This is a genomic window from Cohnella pontilimi, from assembly GCF_005049045.1.
Lineage (GTDB): Bacteria > Bacillota > Bacilli > Paenibacillales > Paenibacillaceae > Cohnella > Cohnella pontilimi.
Genome location: NZ_SUPK01000010.1, coordinates 53,949 through 72,046 on the forward strand (window position 1 = coordinate 53,949; position 18,098 = coordinate 72,046).

Annotated in this window: 19 protein-coding genes; 9 read left to right on the forward strand and 10 right to left on the reverse strand. The window is 49.9% G+C overall.

Features of this window, described 5'->3' with window-relative positions; genetic code table 11:
* Window positions 1–193: 193 nt before the first annotated feature.
* From E5161_RS18555 to E5161_RS18580, 6 genes are all read left to right on the forward strand, one after another.
* Window positions 194–1,765, forward strand: a complete 1,572-nt coding sequence (locus E5161_RS18555; RefSeq protein ID WP_246042424.1) for a phytoene desaturase family protein — start codon at window positions 194–196, stop codon at window positions 1,763–1,765.
* Window positions 1,766–2,359: 594 nt separating this feature from the next.
* Window positions 2,360–3,217 carry a YheC/YheD family protein gene (locus E5161_RS18560; protein WP_281279892.1) on the forward strand — a complete coding sequence of 286 codons (858 nt, stop codon included), beginning with the start codon at window positions 2,360–2,362 and terminating at the stop codon, window positions 3,215–3,217.
* Between the two features lie 28 nt (window positions 3,218–3,245).
* The gene (locus E5161_RS18565; RefSeq protein ID WP_136779381.1) at window positions 3,246–4,529 is read left to right on the forward strand and encodes an O-acetylhomoserine aminocarboxypropyltransferase/cysteine synthase family protein; all 1,284 of its coding nucleotides are present in this window, start codon (window positions 3,246–3,248) and stop codon (window positions 4,527–4,529) included.
* Between the two features lie 192 nt (window positions 4,530–4,721).
* A complete protein-coding gene (locus E5161_RS18570) occupies window positions 4,722–5,051 on the forward strand; it encodes an ArsR/SmtB family transcription factor (RefSeq protein WP_136779382.1) in 330 nt (109 codons plus the stop codon).
* On the forward strand, window positions 5,048–5,467 hold the full coding sequence (locus E5161_RS18575) for an SRPBCC family protein (protein ID WP_136779383.1): 420 nt from the start codon (window positions 5,048–5,050) through the stop codon (window positions 5,465–5,467). Before E5161_RS18570 ends, E5161_RS18575 begins: the two co-directional genes overlap by 4 nt.
* A 22-nt stretch (window positions 5,468–5,489) precedes the next feature.
* On the forward strand, window positions 5,490–5,867 hold the full coding sequence (locus E5161_RS18580; RefSeq protein ID WP_136779384.1) for a DoxX family protein: 378 nt from the start codon (window positions 5,490–5,492) through the stop codon (window positions 5,865–5,867).
* Window positions 5,868–5,934: 67 nt separating this feature from the next.
* Here the strand turns inward: E5161_RS18580 and E5161_RS18585 are convergent, their stop codons facing one another.
* Window positions 5,935–6,408 carry an SRPBCC family protein gene (locus E5161_RS18585; protein WP_136779385.1) on the reverse strand — a complete coding sequence of 158 codons (474 nt, stop codon included), beginning with the start codon at window positions 6,406–6,408 and terminating at the stop codon, window positions 5,935–5,937.
* A 112-nt stretch (window positions 6,409–6,520) separates the two neighbouring features.
* On the opposite strand from E5161_RS18585, the gene E5161_RS18590 reads away from it, so the two are divergent.
* A complete protein-coding gene (locus tag E5161_RS18590; protein WP_136779386.1) occupies window positions 6,521–6,937 on the forward strand; it encodes a winged helix-turn-helix transcriptional regulator in 417 nt (138 codons plus the stop codon).
* 365 nt (window positions 6,938–7,302) lie between these two features.
* On the opposite strand, the gene E5161_RS18595 is transcribed toward E5161_RS18590, so the two are convergent.
* From E5161_RS18595 to E5161_RS18615, 5 genes are read right to left on the reverse strand one after another with little or no spacing between them, the layout of a single operon-like run.
* Window positions 7,303–8,493, reverse strand: a complete 1,191-nt coding sequence (locus E5161_RS18595; protein WP_136779387.1) for an acetyl-CoA C-acetyltransferase — start codon at window positions 8,491–8,493, stop codon at window positions 7,303–7,305.
* The gene (locus E5161_RS18600) at window positions 8,494–9,153 is read right to left on the reverse strand and encodes a 3-oxoacid CoA-transferase subunit B (protein WP_136779388.1); all 660 of its coding nucleotides are present in this window, start codon (window positions 9,151–9,153) and stop codon (window positions 8,494–8,496) included.
* Between the two features lie 13 nt (window positions 9,154–9,166).
* Window positions 9,167–9,862 (reverse strand): CoA transferase subunit A, encoded by a 696-nt coding sequence (locus E5161_RS18605; RefSeq protein ID WP_136779389.1) that lies wholly within the window; start codon window positions 9,860–9,862, stop codon window positions 9,167–9,169.
* Between the two features lie 33 nt (window positions 9,863–9,895).
* Complete coding sequence (locus E5161_RS18610) at window positions 9,896–10,672, reverse strand: 3-hydroxybutyrate dehydrogenase (protein WP_425456540.1); 777 nt, start codon at window positions 10,670–10,672, stop codon at window positions 9,896–9,898.
* A 38-nt stretch (window positions 10,673–10,710) separates the two neighbouring features.
* Complete coding sequence (locus E5161_RS18615; protein WP_136779391.1) at window positions 10,711–12,093, reverse strand: GntP family permease; 1,383 nt, start codon at window positions 12,091–12,093, stop codon at window positions 10,711–10,713.
* Window positions 12,094–12,232: 139 nt separating this feature from the next.
* Between E5161_RS18615 and E5161_RS18620 the strand changes: the two genes are divergently transcribed.
* Both E5161_RS18620 and E5161_RS18625 read left to right on the forward strand, forming a co-directional pair.
* Window positions 12,233–13,126 (forward strand): LysR family transcriptional regulator, encoded by an 894-nt coding sequence (locus E5161_RS18620; RefSeq protein WP_136779392.1) that lies wholly within the window; start codon window positions 12,233–12,235, stop codon window positions 13,124–13,126.
* A 135-nt stretch (window positions 13,127–13,261) separates the two neighbouring features.
* Window positions 13,262–15,628: a DUF4084 domain-containing protein gene (locus E5161_RS18625; RefSeq protein WP_136779393.1), complete on the forward strand. Its 2,367-nt coding sequence runs from the start codon at window positions 13,262–13,264 to the stop codon at window positions 15,626–15,628.
* A gap of 70 nt (window positions 15,629–15,698) precedes the next feature.
* Here E5161_RS18625 and E5161_RS18630 read toward each other — a convergent pair whose 3' ends face one another.
* The 4 genes from E5161_RS18630 to E5161_RS18645 are packed head-to-tail and all read right to left on the reverse strand — an operon-like array spanning window position 15,699 to window position 17,980.
* Complete coding sequence (locus E5161_RS18630) at window positions 15,699–16,610, reverse strand: NAD(P)-dependent alcohol dehydrogenase (RefSeq protein ID WP_136779394.1); 912 nt, start codon at window positions 16,608–16,610, stop codon at window positions 15,699–15,701.
* Entirely contained in the window at window positions 16,607–17,302 is a 696-nt protein-coding gene (locus E5161_RS18635; RefSeq protein WP_136779395.1) for a DUF4386 domain-containing protein, read from the reverse strand. The genes E5161_RS18630 and E5161_RS18635 overlap by 4 nt, the downstream gene beginning before the upstream one ends.
* Complete coding sequence (locus E5161_RS18640; RefSeq protein WP_136779396.1) at window positions 17,299–17,532, reverse strand: helix-turn-helix transcriptional regulator; 234 nt, start codon at window positions 17,530–17,532, stop codon at window positions 17,299–17,301. The genes E5161_RS18635 and E5161_RS18640 overlap by 4 nt, the downstream gene beginning before the upstream one ends.
* A gap of 1 nt (window position 17,533) precedes the next feature.
* Window positions 17,534–17,980 (reverse strand): hypothetical protein, encoded by a 447-nt coding sequence (locus tag E5161_RS18645; RefSeq protein ID WP_136779397.1) that lies wholly within the window; start codon window positions 17,978–17,980, stop codon window positions 17,534–17,536.
* Window positions 17,981–18,098: the final 118 nt, after the last annotated feature.

Sequence of the window (18,098 nt, forward strand, 5' to 3'; positions counted from 1 at the left end):
GTCGCAGCCACAAACTGCAACCGCAAGCGGGACCGCTCGAGGAATACTTAATATTGCCGGATTGTTAAGTAGAGGCCAGAACTCTTGTCTGAGGGTTCTGGCCTTTAAAGCAAATTTTTTGTGATGGCCGACCGAGATTGTTTGTATTTAAAATCCACAACTCTGGGAAAACATACTATCTGAGGTGATAGGTGTGGATTTTGACGCCATAATAATTGGATCCGGACATAACGGTTTAGCTTGCGCACTGATCCTGGCGAAAGCCGGATGGAAAGTCGCTGTCCTTGAAAAAGCGGATATTCCCGGTGGCGCATCCAAATCGGCGGAAATCACGCAAAAGGGTTTTATTCATGATCTGTATGCGACCAACATCGGATCGTTTCTCGGGGGGCCATTTTATCGGGAATTCGGTCAGGATATGCACAGACACGGGTTTTCTACCGTGTTCGCAGATAAGCCGTTCGCGAATGTGTTTCCTGACGGCACCGGTGTCGGTGTTTATAAAGATGAAGAAAAAACCAACACGGCATTTAAAAATATTTCCGAGTCCGATTATCACGCATGGCAGCAGTTGAAACAGGATTTTGACGCGACGGTTCCCCAAATGGTCCCCTTGATGGAAATGGAGCTGCCTTCCTGGCAAGCGGGCAAACAGCTGATCAAGATGTACCGCACGTTAAAATTTAAAAGAACCATGGAGCTCGGCAGTTTAATCCTGCAATCCCCTCGAGAATTTGTGGAGTCCCGATTCGAAAGTGAAAAAATAAGAGCATTATTCGTCCCTTGGGCATTTCATTTGGACTTTGGGCCGGATGTTTCAAACGGCGCGGTCTTTCCCTATATCGAGGTCATTTCAAATCATCGGAACGGAATGGGATTTACCAAAGGCGGCATCAGCCATTTGATCGGCAGTCTGATCGCCGCGATCAAGGAACATAATGGACAAATTCTGCTTGGTAAGTCTGTTGATCAAATTCTCATCAAAAACAATAAAGCCGTTGGCGTTAGGCTCAGCGATGGACAAGAATTGTACGCCAAACGAGTCGTTATCGGTAACATTACGCCTACTCAACTTATCACTCGCTTGCTTAAAAAAGAACAATTGCCGTCCCAATATGTGCAAAAGGCCGAGAATTACCGCTACGGTCCCGGAACCATGATGATTCATTTGGCGCTGGACGATAAGCTTCAGTGGAAAGCAGGCGAGGAATTCTCTTCTTTTGCCTATGTTCATATCGGCCCTTACATCAATGACATCGCGAAAACCTACGTGGAAGCAACGAACGGATTGTTGCCGGAAAGCCCCATGCTGGTCGTCGGGCAGCAAAGCGTGATCGATACGAGCCGGGCGCCGGAGGGGAAACAAACCCTTTGGGTTCAAGTCCGCGCACTCCCGGCGAAATCGAAAGGCGATGCCGCAAATCAAATCCAGCCGGCAACCTGGGATTCGATGAAAGGGCAATACGCCGACCGCGTGATCGATAAACTGGCCCAATATGCACCCAATGTAAAAGGCATCATCTTGGACCGTAAAGTGCTATCTCCCATGGATTTGCAAAATGATAATCCGAACCTAGTGGGTGGAGACAGCGTCGGCGGAAGCCACCATTTATTTCAGTATTACATTTTCCGGCCGATTCCCGGGTACTCCCGTTATAACACCCCGATCGATCGGTTATATCTGTGCGGCGCAGCCACTTGGCCCGGCGGCGGCTTGAACGGTACCAGCGGCTACTTATTGGCAAAGAAATTGCTGAGAAAGTAATGAGCATGTTGAAAAGTACCCTGGATGCCATCTTGAACCTCCGGTTGAAATTTTAAAGTCCGTCGAATTGCTGCGCGAAGGAAAGCATCAATCATAATACTGCATGGAGGGCGCCCAACAGGGCGCCTTTAGATTTTTCCTGGGGCCATTCAATCTCGCTCCCTGCCCGATCTACCGGATCGCAGTACAACTTCCCTCCCGTGGATACCGCAGCGTTGACGAGTTCACCGACCTTCTCCTGGCTTCCGGCGGCCAACGCCCCATCGAACGGCTTAAACTTTTTGCCCGAAGAGACTTTCGCCTTTCCAAAGCAAGAGTCAACTACATACTTCTTATAAGACAGATGAGTGGAGTTGAAAAAAATTGACATCGAATGCTTCAAGTCATTGACAGGGAAAGGTGAGGCTTGTGATCGGTATCATACTGCACCCCACCAGAATCGAACGGGAAAAGGACCGGGACAAAGATCCTTACGTTCTTTTTTACATGAAACTCGCCCAAAAACACAAAGTGGACATATGCTTTTATTCACTCGACCAAGTCTCCACAGAACGTGAAACCGTCAAGGGCCACGCCTATTCGTATCGCAGCAGAATGCTGAAATATAAAACCGTCCCAATTCCGAAAATTAATTTGTATAAATGCGGCTCAAGCATACAAAGCAAGGGCTCCTTCCGGAAAATCAAACGATTAAGAGAGAAAAGGGATTACCGATTTTATAACGCTTGCTCCATAAAAGATCGAGACAAAAATAAGGATTATATGTATTTGTCGAAATTCGAGCGAATCCACCCGTACCTGCCGAATACAAAAACACTGTGCTACGACACGCTTCTGAGCATGCTGGCCGACTACTCCAAAGTATTCATTAAACCGAAGCAGGGCGGCCAAGGAAATGGCATCCATATCCTGCGCAAGTACAACGATAAGTACTCGGCAATACGTATTTACAATAAAACGATGAAAGAAGAATTGATACCGCACCATAGATTAAAGCATTATTTTAACCGATATTTTCGTAACCCCTCTGACTTTATCGCACAACGGGGCCTCTATTTAAAAACATACAAAGGCCAGAGATTTGATTTCCGGGTTTCTCCTCAAAAAGACCGTAACGACCGTTGGCAAGTGACTGGGATGATCGGCAGATTGGCCGCGCCCGGATGGGATGTCACCAACATCAATCAAGGAGGAGAAATTATTCACGATTTGCGAAAGCTGATTAAACCCGAAACCGAGGAGTTAATTTACCGCGTCAGCCTCCGCATCGCTAAGGCGTTGGAAGAGCGGTTTATCCATTTAAACGACCTGGGCTTGGATTTTGCGGTGGATCGGCGTGGGAAAATATGGTTTCTCGAAGCCAACTTCAGACCGAATCGAAAAATAGTGAACGTAAAGCGGAATCGTATTCCTTTCGAGCATGTCTGCGCGGTCTATCGAAAATATGCATGATATCAAAGAACGAAAGAGGGGGACGAGGATGAGCGAACGGGAACACGGTTTTGAGACGAAGTCGCTGCATGCGGGACAGAAAGCCGATCCAGTAACGGGAGCGACAGCGCTGCCGATCTATCAAACGGCAGCTTACCAGTTTAAGGACACGGAACACGCCGCCAAATTATTTTCGCTGGAACAATCCGGGAACATTTATACAAGAATCATGAACCCTACCCAAGAGGCGTTTGAAGCGTGCATGGCCAGTCTGGAGGGAGGGGTGGGAGCGCTCGCACTCGCTTCCGGGCAAGCTGCTGCCGCATACTCCATTTTAAACTTGGCCGGAACCGGTGATGAAATTGTCGCGTCCCCATCATTGTACGGAGGAACCTATACCTTATTTTCTCAGACGCTGCCAAGATTAGGGGTGCACGTGCGCTGGGCTGATTCGGATGACTTAGATTCGTTCCGCAAGGTGATCAACGTAAAGACAAAAGCTGTTTTCGTGGAGATGATCGGCAATCCGAAAATGGATATACCCGATATAGAAATGATTGCCGCGATGGCTCATCAACATGGAGTCCCCCTGATCGTAGACAGCACTTTTACCACACCGTATCTTTGCAGACCGATTGAACATGGAGCGGACATTGTCGTTCATTCGGCGACAAAATTTATCGGGGGTCACGGGACCGCCATCGGAGGAGTCATTATCGACTCCGGTAAGTTCAATTGGGATAACGGGAGATATCCGGAATTTGCCGAACCGAATCCGCAACGTGGCAAGTCATACACGGAAGCCTTCGGACCGATGGCATATATCATAAAAGCCAGAGTCGAACAGCTCAGCAATTTAGGGGCGGCGATATCTCCGTTCAACGCGTTTTTGTTCGTCCAAGGATTGGCAACGCTTGCCTTGCGTATGCAGAGACATTGCGAGAATGCTCTCAAGGTCGCACAATTTTTACGCGGACACCCGAAGGTAGAGTGGGTTAACTACCCAGGTTTGGGGGACAGCCCCTATTATCATTTAGTCGGAAAGTATCTGCCCAAGGGGCAGGGGGCTATCTTAACATTCGGCGTCAAAGGCGGCTGCGGCACAGAAAAAAAGGTCATCGATCGCATAAACCTCATCTCTCATGCGGCTAACGTCGGAGATGTGAAATCGCTCATTATTCATCCCGCGACGACCACGCATCAAAAATTATCTCCCGAGGAACAAATCAAAGCCGGTGTGTCTCCGGGAATGCTGCGATTGTCTGTCGGACTGGAATCCGTGGAGGATATTATGGACGATCTGGATCAGGCGTTAAAAGGAATCTCCGTGTAAACAAGAAAGCAAACTCTCCAGCTCTTTCGCTTCCCAGAGGAAGTCGGGAGAGCGTTATTAATTTTCCGGGACGTTTCCACTCTCAAAAAATATGTTGACAGGACACCGTTTGGTGTCTTATCATCAAATCAGACACCAAATGGTGTCCAATAAGACGACTTCGGACGATTATCAAATTTAGGAGAGGGTGTTGTGAGCGAGAACAACCAGTTGCGGGATGTGTTTGACGCGATTGCAGATCCAACCAGGCGCCAACTGATACGTTTGTTAGCTGGGGCAGAGGAAATACCTCTTCACGAATTAACGGCAAAGTTTCAGATGGGTCGTACAGCAGTGTCCAAGCATTTGACAATCCTTAAAGAGGCCGGACTGGTCACTGACCGAAAAGTCGGAAGAGAAACACGATTTAGGCTAAATGCCTCTCCACTCAGAGAAGTTCAAGATTGGGTGGTATTCTACAGCAATTTCTGGAGTACGAATCTGTCACGCTTGAACCGACTATTAGAGGAGGAAGAAGAATGAGCTTAACCTTAACGTTGGATTTTCAGTACACGACAACAATCGAGAAGCTTTGGTCCGCCTTAACCGACTCAAACAAGCTTGCCAAGTGGGTGTCCAACATCCAAACCGGTCAGGCGATGGAAAATGATTTTAAGGCCGTCGTAGGACACCGTTTTCAGTTTCGCACTCAGCCGACCGAATGGTGGGACGGTATTATTGAAGGCGAAGTGCTTATCGTGGACGCACCGAACCGGGTGGCCTATACCTGGGCTAGCGGAGGGGAGAAGCACACGGTCACCTGGACGCTGGAGAATTTAGGGGACGGAAAGGTGAACCTTCATCTCGAACAATCCGGACTCTCGAATGAACCGGCACTCAATGGCGCTAAGTATGGCTGGAGTAAATGGTGCGGCGAACTTCAAAAGGTATTGACCTAGTCGTAAAAGGAAGGAGAACTCTATGTATATCATTTTTATTATTTTGCAAAGTTTTCTGCTCGTCTCCATGGCCTTTGGCGGCGGAAGCAAGCTGGCAGGTTCGAAAAATTTTGTTGAAATATTCGAGTCGATTAGACTGCCGCAATGGTTTCGAGTAGTTACGGGGCTCGTTCAACTCGTAGGGGCGGCCGGACTTGTCATCGGTTACTGGTATCCGGCAGCGGCCGCATGGGCAGGCATTTGGATTGGCATCACGATGCTGGTGGCATGCCTTTCACATATCAGAGTCAAGCATCCTGTTGGAAAAGCGGTACCAGCCTTGGTGATTACTTTGATTGCAACGGCTCTGGTAATCGTACATGCATCCGTAATGTCGCATCCCTTCCACATAACAGTCTGAGCCACCTTTTTGGTGACTTACTTTCAGAAGGGCACCCGGCGGGGTGCCCTTCAATATTTCGGCGCTTTTAAGAGTTTTCAATGCCATGTTTATTTGCAATTTGCTCGTTTTGATTGGGCTGGCCTTTACCTTTGGTAATCAAGTCGTGCAGGCTGCCGTTTATGTAGGTACTCCAAGCGTCCGAACAAACGCTGTAGCATTCGCACGAGGGAACGAGCCCTACATGCGTAAAGCGAACTTCTGTGGAGTCACCCTGCTTGGCGATTTCAAAAACTATGTGGGTATCCTTCCACTCGCTCTTGTCGTTTACGAAATTAAAGTAGTTGTCTGTAATGTGCCATACAACCTTTTTACCCCGAACAAGTTCGGTGATTTGGATGGTGCAGCGGTGAATGTCTTTGTAGTGATACTTAAATTCACCGAGTTCGTCAGTGTTGCCATCAATTTCTTCCGACCACCACCCGCGGACGTTGTTGATGGCTGCGAAGACTTCTTCGGGGCTGTGGTCTACCTTAAAAGAAGTGCTGTAACTTTGATCCATGCAAGTTAGCTCCTCTCGCCTTTTATTGGCTGCACCTCGAGTATAAAGTCAGTGCTTGCATTTTGCAAGTACAAACTTGTGAAATGCAAGCACAGAGTGTATACTCTTGCTCATGAAGAAGCGAACTTTCACTGTTTGTCCAATCGTATATGCCCTCGACATATGGGGTGATCCATGGAGCCTGGTCATCCTTCGAGACGTCCTTATCCATAACAAGCGATACTACCGCGAATTCCTTGCCTCTCGCGAGAACATCTCAACCAACATTTTAAGCGCACGGCTCCTATCACTTGTTGAAGCAGGCCTGCTGGTCAAGATAGAAGGCGAAACAAACCGGGCCCAAACCATGTACCGGCCAACACAAAAAGCGCTTGATCTACTTCCTGTCGTGTTTGCCATTATGCATTGGGGCCTTAAATACAACCCAAATACCGATATGGGTATTCCGATCATGCAGGAACTAAGAACAAACGAAAAAGGGCTGGCACAGCGCCTTTTGCAGAATTTCGACGATATTACATCAGAATAAATCTTACCGTAGGGGCCTCACTAGAGAGCCCCTGTTTGATTTTAGAAACTTGCCTTTAAAGATAGTGCGGTGAACCTTATCAAAAGTAACAGCAAGTTTTTAAAAAATTTAATTGAAATGTAGAAATCGGAACAACTGATAGGACTTTATAATGAAACCAAATTCCAATACGGTTAAAGGGAGGAGTTTTAGTATGAATTACATCTTGATGTTTAAATCCCTTCGTGTTTGTTGAGCGACCCCAGACAGATACCATCATTAAACTTTGAATAAGAAAAATGGCGGCCAGTTCGGCCGCCATTTCCGTATTAGGTTGATTTATTTTGACTCCAATTTCTGTGACAATTCCGAAGTTATTTCGGGGCTTAGTTGGCTTCAACTAACATTGAAATGCCTTGGCCGCCGCCAATGCAGAGCGACGCCAAGCCTAGCTTTCCTCCGCGGCGCGCCAACTCGTGCAGAAGGGTCACCAGTATGCGAGCGCCGCTGGCGCCAATGGGATGGCCGAGGGCGACCGCGCCGCCGTTAACGTTCAGTTTCTCGCGCGGTACTTCGAGATCGCGGCCGACGGCGAGCGCTTGAACGGCGAAGGCCTCGTTCATCTCGAACAAGTCGATATCCGCCATAGAGACTCCCGTCTTGGCCAGCAGATTCCGCGTCGCATCCACGGGACCGAGTCCCATGAACGCGGGATCGAGCGCGGCGCTTGCGTAACCGCGTATGCGGGCGAGGGGCTTGAGGCCGAGCTCCGCGGCCTTGTTCGCCGACATGACGACGAGCGCAGCCGCGCCGTCGTTCAAGCCTGATGCGTTGCCGGCCGTAACGGTGCCTTCCTTACGGAACGCCGCGCGCAGCTTGCCGAGCGACTCGGTGGTCGTGCCCGCGCGCGGATATTCGTCCACCGAGACCAGCAGCGGATCACCCTTGCCGCGAGGCACCGATACCGGGACGATCTCGTCGGCGAAGCGGCCCGCCGAGATGGCTTGCTCGGCCTTCTGCTGGCTCCATGCGGCGAATTCATCCTGCTCCGCACGGCTGATGCCGTACCGTTCCGCGATATTTTCCGCCGTTTCTCCCATATGCACGTCGCACATGGCGCACCAAAGCCCGTCGCGGATCATGGAATCGACCATTTTGGCGTCTCCGAACCGAAGACCCGACCGCGCGCCTTGTACCAAATACGGGGCCTGGCTCATGCTTTCCATGCCGCCCGCCACGACGATGTCCGTATCTCCCAGCATCACAGATTGGGCGGCCATGACGACGGCTTTCAAGCCGGAGCCGCATACTTTGTTTACGGTAACGGCCGGCGTCGAATGGGTGAAGCCGGCTTTCAGCCAGGCTTGTCGCGCTGGATTCTGGCCGAGACCTGCTTGCAGGACGTTGCCCATCATGACCTCGTCGACCTGTTCGTGAGAGATACCCGCACGGCTTAAGGCCTCTTGAATGACGACGGCACCAAGCTCGGGAGCTGGCACTGTGGAGAGCGAGCCTTGAAAATTCCCGATCGCCGTGCGTACGGCGCTTACGATAACGGCATCATTCGTTCCGGTCATTTAACAAGTCACTCCCCGTTCGAGTTCTGTTGTCGTTTTGAAGCTCGCATCTGTTTTGCTTCTAACCTCCTCGAGCGTCGCGCCCGGCTGCAATTCGACGAGTACCATGCCGTCCTTCGTGAAGTCGAACACGGCCAAATCCGTAATGAGACGATCGACCACCCGCTGGCCGGTGAGCGGAAGCGTGCAGGCGCGTTTCACTTTGGATTCGCCGTGCTTATTGACATGCTCCATGATCACCACGACCCGCTGCGCACCGCTGACCAAATCCATCGCGCCGCCCATTCCTTTGACCATTTTTCCCGGGATCATCCAGTTCGCCAAGTCCCCGGTCTCCGACACTTCCATGCCGCCGAGAATGGCTAGTCCGATATGGCCGCCGCGAATCATAGAGAACGACTCGGCGCTGTCGAAAAAAGAAGACCCCGAAATTGCCGTGATTGTCTCTTTGCCCGCGTTAATGAGATCCGGATCTTCCTCGCCTGTGACAGGATAAGGACCGATGCCAAGCAAGCCGTTCTCCGAGTGGAGCATGACGTTCACGTTTTCCGGTATATAATTAGCAACCATCGTCGGCAAGCCGATGCCCAGGTTGACGACCATTCCGTCTTGAATTTCTTGCACCGCGCGCATGACGATCACGCTGCGATTATCGTTCATACGGATCTCCTCCTTAGATGCTTCGAACGGTCAGCCGCTCGATCCGTTTTTGATAGCCGGTTCCCTGAACGACTCTTTGTACGTAAACGCCGGGCGTATGGATGGAGTCCGGGTCCAACGTACCGGCGGGGACGATCTCCTCAGCTTCTGCGATTGTAATCCGACCCGCGGCCGCCGCGATCGGATTAAAGTTGCGGGACGTCTTGCGGAACACGAGGTTGCCCAGGGTGTCCGCCTTCCAAGCTTTCACGAGAGCGAAATCGCCCGTAATGGCTTTCTCCAGCAAATAGGTTCTGCCGTCGAAATCTTTGTGCTCCTTGCCATCCGCGACGACCGTTCCCACACCCGTCGGGGTATAGAAGCCGGGAATTCCCGCCCCTCCGGCGCGGATGCGCTCCGCCAGCGTTCCTTGCGGCACGAGCTCGACTTCCAGCTCTCCGCTGAGGTATTGACGTTCGAACGCCTTGTTCTCCCCGACATAGGAGGAGACCATTTTACGGATCTGCTTGGCCGCGAGCAGCAGCCCGAGTCCCCAATCGTCGACACCGCAATTGTTGCTGACGACGGTCAAATCCCGCGTGCGCTGCTCGACCAATGCTTGAATCAAATTTTCCGGAATTCCGCACAAACCGAATCCGCCGACGATGAGCGTCGAGCCGTCGCGGATATCGCGAACGGCCTCTGCGGTCGAATTATATACCTTGCTCATTTGTTTCCACTCCTCTGTGCCAAGCTCTCTCTGTTATTGGGCGGTGTAACCCCCGTCGATCAACAGCGTTGCGCCCGTAACGCCGCGCATTTTATCCCCGGCGATGAGTGCCGCGAATTCCGCGATCTCGTCAACGGATAGGAGCCGCTTCTGCGGGATAAGCGGATAAAGAACTTCCTCCAGCACGCTCTCCAGCGGAACGCCGCGAGTTCGCGCCAAGTCTTCCATCTGTCCCCGCACGAGCGGGGTATCGACGTAGCCCGGACATAACGCGTTAACCGTAATGTTATGGGCGGCGCCTTCCAGCGCAGCAACTTTCGTCAGGCCGATCAGTCCGTGCTTCGCGCTGTTATACGCGGCCTTGCCCGCGAAGCCGATAACGCCGTTGATCGAAGCCATATTGATGATTCGGCCGTATTGCTGGCGCTTCATGATCGGGAAAGCATGCTTGATCCCAATGAAAGCCCCCGTCAGCATCACTTTGAGCATGAACTCGAATTTTTCCACGGGGAATTCTTCAATCGGCGCGACATGCTGCAGTCCGGCGTTGTTGACGAGGATGTCCAGGCGACCGTAAGTGGAATCCGCGTGCGCGATGGCCGCTGCATATTGGTTTTCGTCCGTCACGTCACAAGCAAGACCGATCGCCTCGCGTCCCGCTTCACGCCGAAGAGACGCGGCGGCTTCTGCCGCCGCCTCTCCCCGAACGTCCGTCAAGACAACCTTCGCTCCTTCACGAGCGAGAGTACGGGCGATTTCCAGCCCGATTCCGCTGGCCGCGCCCGTGACGAGCGCGACTTTTCTTTCCATCGGTGATTGATTCATGGTGGTTTACCTCCTAGCTCTTCTTACAGGAAAATCGAAAGCACGGCTGCGATGGCGAGAACCGTCACTGTTTTAATAACAGTAATGGCGAAGATGTCTTTGTACGATTGACGATGGGTCAGTCCCGTTATCGCCAGCAGCGTGATAACGGCGCCATTGTGCGGCAGCGTATCCATACCGCCGGACGCCATGGAAGCGATCCGGTGCAGAACTTCCGGGCTGATGCCCAGGGCGTCCGCAGCGGAGAGGTAAGTCTTACCCATGACCTCGAGCGCGATGGATAACCCCCCGGATGCGGAGCCCGTAATGCCGGCGAGCAGGTTGACGGAGACGGCTTCGGACAGCAAAGGCGCGCCGTTCATGCTCTGGATCCAATCCTGAATCGCCTTGAAGCCTGGCAGCGTCTTCACGACGTTGCCGAAGCCGACCTCGGATGCCGTGTTGAAGATGGCGAGCAGCGCGCCCATAGCTCCGGCGGTCAAGCCGGCGGCGAGCTTGCCTTGCACTCGGCGAACGTTGATGCACAGCGCCGCGATGATCCCGATCGACAAAGCGATGATCAGCGCCCAGATCGACGAAACGTTCTTCACGTTCGCGATGTTGAAAGACTTCAGGAGTTCTTCGCCATACCAGGTGTTGGCGGTCAGAGCGCCCCGGCTCAGCAAGAAGTTAAAGACAAGCACGAGTACGAGCGGCAAAATGGACAGCCAGATGTTCGGATATTTCGCTTCTCCAGCGGATTCGGGCTCGTTCTTGTGATTGTCGCCGTAGCCTTCGCCGGCCAGCTCCGCTTGCTTGCGGCGGCGCTCCAGCCAATAAAGGCCCGCCGCGAAGATGATCACACCGCCGATAATGCCGATGACCGGAGCGGCATAGGAATCGGTACCGAAATATGCGGTAGGTATGATATTCTGAATTTGCGGAGTGCCTGGAAGCGCATCCATCGTAAAGGTGAAAGCGCCGAGGGCAATGGTGCCGGGAATGAGCCGCTTCGGAATATTGCCTTCGCGGAAAATAGCAGCCGCGAACGGATAAACCGCGAACGCAACGACGAACAGCGAAACACCGCCATACGTAAGCACGGCGCAGGCAAGGACAACTGCCAGCATAGCCCGCTTCGATCCGAGCGATTTCACGATCGTGTGGGCGATCGAAGAGGCCGCCCCGCTGAGCTCCATCGCTTTACCGAAAATCGCGCCGAGCAGGAAGACGGGGAAATACGTCTTGATGTAGTTCGCCGCGTTCACCATATAGACTTCGGTGTAGCTCGGCATTAAGGCTTTACCCGAAATCAAGACCGCGAGCAACGTGAAGATAGGCGCGAACACGATGACCGGAAAACCCCGGTACGCGAAAAACATGAGCAAACCAAGCGCAAGAACAATTGCAAAAACTTCAAGAAACATGTTGTGGCTCCTCCACCTTTGACTTGAATTAAAACGCTTACATTTATCGCACCACCAGTTTACATCTCACTTGGCGGAAGGTACAATTCATAGATCGAATCATTGTCATGCCATTTTTTTATGAATCGGGGGCGTTTCGATGGAAATCAGACAGCTCTCTTACTTGCTCGAAATCGCCAAACAACAGAATATCACGAAAGCAGCCGAAGCTCTCCATTTGACCCAACCGACTTTGAGCAAAATCGTAAAAGCCGTGGAAGACGAACTGGGCGTCCCGTTGTTCGACCGGTCGGGCAAGCAGCTGAAGCTCACCGACGCGGGCGCCGCAGCCATCGGACAAGTTCCGTCGGTGCTTCGCGCCGTGCAGGATATGCGCACCGCGATCGACGACGTCGCCGAGCTGAAGGTCGGCAGTATCGCGATCGGTCTGCCTCCCGTGATCGGCTCTGTTTTTTTCCCGCGCGTCGTGTCGCCGTTTCAACAGCTTTACCCGAACATAGCGTTCCAGATGGCGGAGGAGGGCGCGAAGAAAATCGAAGCGATGTTGATGGGAGGCGACTTGGATATCGGCGTGGTTGTCGGTCCAGTTGACGAAGAGTCGTTCCATGCCATCCCGTTCATGAGGCAGCGGCTTGCGCTTGCCGTGCACGAATCGCACAAGCTCGCGGACCGGTCGTCCGTGTCGATTGCCGAGCTGGCGGAAGAGCCGTTCATTTTGTTCTCTTATGGATTCGCCGTTCGGCAACACGTCTGTCGCGCGTGCCAAAGCGCGGGTTTTGAGCCGCGAATCGTCCACTCCAGCTCGCAATGGGACTTAATGGCCGAAATGGTTGGGGCGCGTATGGGCATCACGATATTGCCCGGCCCCATTTGCAACAAGATCGCCGACCCGCGCATCCGCGTCATTCAACTGGACGATCCGGTCATCCCTTGGAATCTGGACGTCATTTGGCCGAAAGGCAAATACGTCTCCCATTCCGTCCGCATGTTCACAAAGTTCATAGCTTCGTTGACAGACAACGGCTCATTCTGAGGAGTACAGCGATTTTCGTTCGTGCTCTTTTATTTTGTCAACATGATTTGAAAATGTCGAACTGTAGTAAGTTAGAACTAGAAAATGTGTTACTATAATACTAAGTCATCCCAAATTATGGAGGGTGCCATGTAGATGAGAGTCAGACACCCGGAGAAAAAAGCCGTCCTATTCGTGGTTTGCTATATCTTAATAAATTATGCGGGAATTATCCTTCTCCAAGATCATAGCCGTCTATTGACCATGACAAGTGATACTCTCAATATTTTAGCGCCGAGCTTGACTGCCATTTGTCTGTTGAGACACTTCTACAGAGTGTCGGATAAGTTGAAGTACTTCTGGCTCCTATCATCTCTGGCTTCATTTTCTTTTTCACTGGCAACGATTGTTGACAGTCACTTTATTGGGGACGCTTCGGGACTTTCCAATATTATGTGGCTTACAAGTCTTCTGCTATCCTTAACCGCTATTATTTATGCGAATTCCCTAAATAAGAATTCTTCGCGCATTTTTCAGTTCATCTTCGATATCATGATCGTCATGATCGTGGCGTCCGCGATCAGCTGGGATTTCATTATTCAGCCCATCCTGAATTCTTCATCTGATCTGGGAATCTTCATGACTTCGCTATATTTGTGTTACCCCATCGGGACTTTAGCGTTGTTATTTGCGATTTTAGGTTTGTATTATTCCTCCAGAAGCATATTCTCCAAAGAAATAATTGTATTAGCTGTCATAGGTTTTACGGTCTTATTTTTCGCTAATATGATTTATTTATATTTGATCCTCCATGGTTCCTATCGGACAGGCAGTTGGTATGACCCTTTATGGTCGCTCGCGTTATTAATTGTGGGCCTCGCACCTTTTTACGATAAAGCAAATAAAAGGACTTACATACAGGAAGAAGATCAAATTGATCTGAAGGGCAAGTTTCGGAACTTTTTATCTCTAAGGCTTATGCTGCCTTACATCAGCGTCATGGTTATCTTCTGCTTTATGATTTTGCAAAGTTCTTTTCATGTCAACGGCTTAGTGATCGGCTCTATTCTCTCAACCTTCCTGATCATCGTCAGGCAAATTTTCACGCTGTTCCAAAACAATCAACTGCTGCAGCAATCAAGGGAATTAAATAAACAGCTTGAAGTGAAGGTGGCTCAGAGAACGGAAGAGCTGCATCATAAAAACTTGGAGTTAGAGTATATTGCTTATCACGATAGTTTAACCTCGCTAACGAATCGGAGATATTTTGAAGAATACGTGACCAAAGCGATCGAGAAGGCGAGGCCCCTCAACCAGCAATTAGCGGTTTTGTTCATTGATCTCGACAGATTTAAGTTTATTAATGATACGCTCGGTCATTCCATCGGGGATTTGCTCTTGCAAAAAGTGGCCCGGATTCTACAGGACAATGTAGGGGATAGGAACATGGTTTCGAGACAAGGCGGAGATGAATTCATGATTTTGCTTCATCATACGTCCAAGGAAGAAACGGAGCGCATCGCCCGAAATATTGTTTCCGATCTGGAAAACAGGATTGATCTGAATGGGAACGAGGTTCTTATTACTTCAAGCGTGGGGATCTCTATGTATCCTCACAATGGAGATACGGTGGACACCCTCATTAAAAGAGCGGACATTTCGATGTATGCGGCCAAGGAGCAGGGTAAAAATCGCTATCAATTTTTTGATGCCAGCATGGATGAGCATATTGCAACCAAGGTGAATCTCGAATATGGCCTGCGAAGAGCGATTGAACAGTACGAGCTGCAAATTCACTATCAACCGATGTTCAATCTGGAATGCAATGAGGTTACGGGAGTAGAAGCACTTTTACGATGGAATCATAGTGAATATGGCCTCGTCCCGCCCTCCAAGTTTATTCCGCTGGCAGAAGAGACGGGATTGATTATGAAAATAGGGGATTGGGTGCTTCGAGAAGCTTGTTTGCAACTGAAGAGGTGGAATGAACAGGGGTTGACCTCGCTTAAACTTTCCGTGAATGTATCGACCCTGCAATTTTTGCAAAAAGGGTTCGTGGAGCGGGTAAATGCGATTCTGAAAGAAACCTGGATCGATCCGCAGTATCTGGAATTGGAAATTACGGAGAGCACCATGATGGATGCCAATGAAGTGATTCCCATTCTGCGGAAGCTGAAAAAAAGCGGCATTCAAATTTCTGTGGATGATTTCGGATCCGGGTATTCGTCATTAAGTCATTTAACGAAGCTGCCGATTGATGTGTTGAAAATAGACCGGATGTTTGTTGAGGCCATCGGCAATGAAAAAAGGGACATGGCGATTTTGTCGACCATCATTGCGCTCGCCCATAGCTTGAATTTAAAAGTCGTTGCGGAAGGCGTAGAAACCGAGCTGCAATTCAAAGCGTTGAAAGAAAGAGGCTGCAACATCATCCAAGGTTATTACATCAGTAAGCCGCTGCCGGTTGATATTTTCAACGAAGAAATGATAGAGAAGTGTAAACTGAGGCCGGATTGGGTTTGATCGGATTTCATGAAGACTCAAACAGGCAGAAGAACGGGTTACCGTTCTTCTGCCTTGTTGGTTTTATCCTTTATGAAATGTTAATCACGACATTTCCCTTTTTACGCCCTGTCTCCACGTACCTGTGGGCTTCGGGAACTTGTTCCAGCGGATAGCGTCTGTCGATGACCGATTTCAGTTTCCCCGTTTCGAGAAGCTCCTTGAGGAAAAGTAAATCTTCAACGCTCACTTTCGCGATCCCTTGCCCGTCCACCGATACGTACTTCCCTTCGGGAGCTAAAGCTTTCTTGCATCTCTCTTTTGAAATTTTCCCAACAGCATCGAAGATAATATCATATGTCTCCTGATTACTCGCAAAGTCATCTTTCGTGTAATCGATGACATGGTCTGCACCCAAAGCTTTCACCAGTTCTATATTTGGAGTGCTGCAAACCCCGGTTACTTTCCCTCCAAATTGCTTGGCAAGCTGAATTGCGGCTGACCCTACCGCACCGGATGCCCCGTAAATAAGCACTTTTTGCCCATTTCGGATATTCCCTTTTCTAAGGAAATACAAGGCCGAAAGTCCACCGAAAGAAACGGCTGCCGCTTCTTCGTAAGAGACATTTGCCGGTTTCATGACAACCAATCCGTCTTCATGCAGACAGGTATACTCGGCATAAGCACCGAAATTCATCCCTCTATACGCGATGATCTGATCGCCTTTTTTGAATCGTTTCACGCCTTGACCTACATCTTCGATTTCGCCGGACAGCTCTGCCCCCAGAATAGGTTTTTTGGGTTTTCTGAATCCAAGGATGATTCGCATGATCAATCTAATCATAATAGGAGCATTTAAGCTGCGAATTCTAGCGTCCATGGCCGATACGGTTGTTGCATGAATTTTTACCAGAACCTCATTATCCTTGGGGATCGGTTTGTTTACCTCCGCCAGTTGAAGTACGTCCGGCAATCCATATTTTGTGCATATAATCGCCTTCATGCTCCGCCTACAGTAGCTGATTTGTTAAATCCTTTCACAATAAGCCATACCGCGAGGCTTATTTCATTCGCTGCTACTGGCAGCGACAAAATAGCGCCCCAAGCAGAGACTTGTTCGATGACGCCGAACATTTCTAATAAGGCGGCAATAAAAACAAGGGTTGACCCTGTCATACCCAGGATGGGAATAAATCTCGGAACGAGTTTGGATCTATAAAAAATGTAACTGTACATCATCGTATTGATACCTAGAAAGAAATTAGGGCCCAGCAAAAATGTCCAGTCGTGTACGGCTTTTAACGAAGTGCCTGCAGCTTGAAAAGTGGCGGAATCCGCAGCTCCTGCGGCTGTAAATTCGCGGCTTAAGGTCAATAGGGACAGCACACCAATGATGCCGACTGTAATGATAATCGCTTCAAGGAATCTGAAGCATACATGCCAAAGAGCAATCGTCTCATTATACTTTCTAAGAATCGGAAACATAGTGGTGGCCGTACCCACCGCTGACACGACAAGAATTAACTCCATAATGGCTCCCAGTACAACCTGATTGGCGTGTATGGAACCTTCTAACAGGTAATCCGGTCCGTTTAGAATAGGATCGTATAAAAGAAGACCCATAATCGACGATACCGCCGCAAGAATGAACAGGATTCCCACTATAGATGCGCTCTTTCTGGTGGAAAAATTCATTTGTTATCCTCCTCCGTGTGTTCCTCGTAAAAGAAAACCTCTTCCAAAGGTAAGTGAAATGCGCGTGCAATGCGGAAAGCCAGTTCCAGAGACGGGGAGTAGTTCCCTTTTTCCAGTGCCACGATCGTTTGTCTTGTTACGCCCACCTGGTCAGCCAATTGCTGCTGTGTCATTTCGTGATGGTTGAACCGCAATTTGCGGATATGGTTGCCAACAAGATTTTTAGCCATTTTAGAAACCTTTCCGATAATGATAAAGTTTCGTAACGGAGCCGGTCACATCGGATAGGAATCCTGAGGCGATCAGAATCATGAACATCACCTGTGACGGCTTATCGATGACCAGCGAACCCATGGCGAGAAGGAAGCCGAGGATAAACACAAAGAAGGAAATTCGGTTGGCCTTCAATTCGATGAGTTTATCCAATTCATCCGCAAACGTCGGTTCCTTTTCCCCGGTCGTGATTCGAAAGACGATGTTAAAAACGATGCTGATGACGATGTGGGCGATAATCGAAACTAACATCAGGACGAGAACAAAGGAGCCCCAATAGCGAAACGTTTCAGTGGAGTCCAGCCCTCCTTCGGGAAACTGTGGATACTTGTACAAGCAATAAGCCACGAAAATGAGGATTGTGCTGATCAACGAAACGATGCTTTTCTTTTCTTGATAGGTCATCCCTTACACTCCCTGTAGGTTATTTTAGACACCAAGTTAAGTTTTCTATACACAATGTAATGTTAATTAGTCACGATGTCAAGTTTAATTTACATAAAACATTTGTTCGGGGGTAACT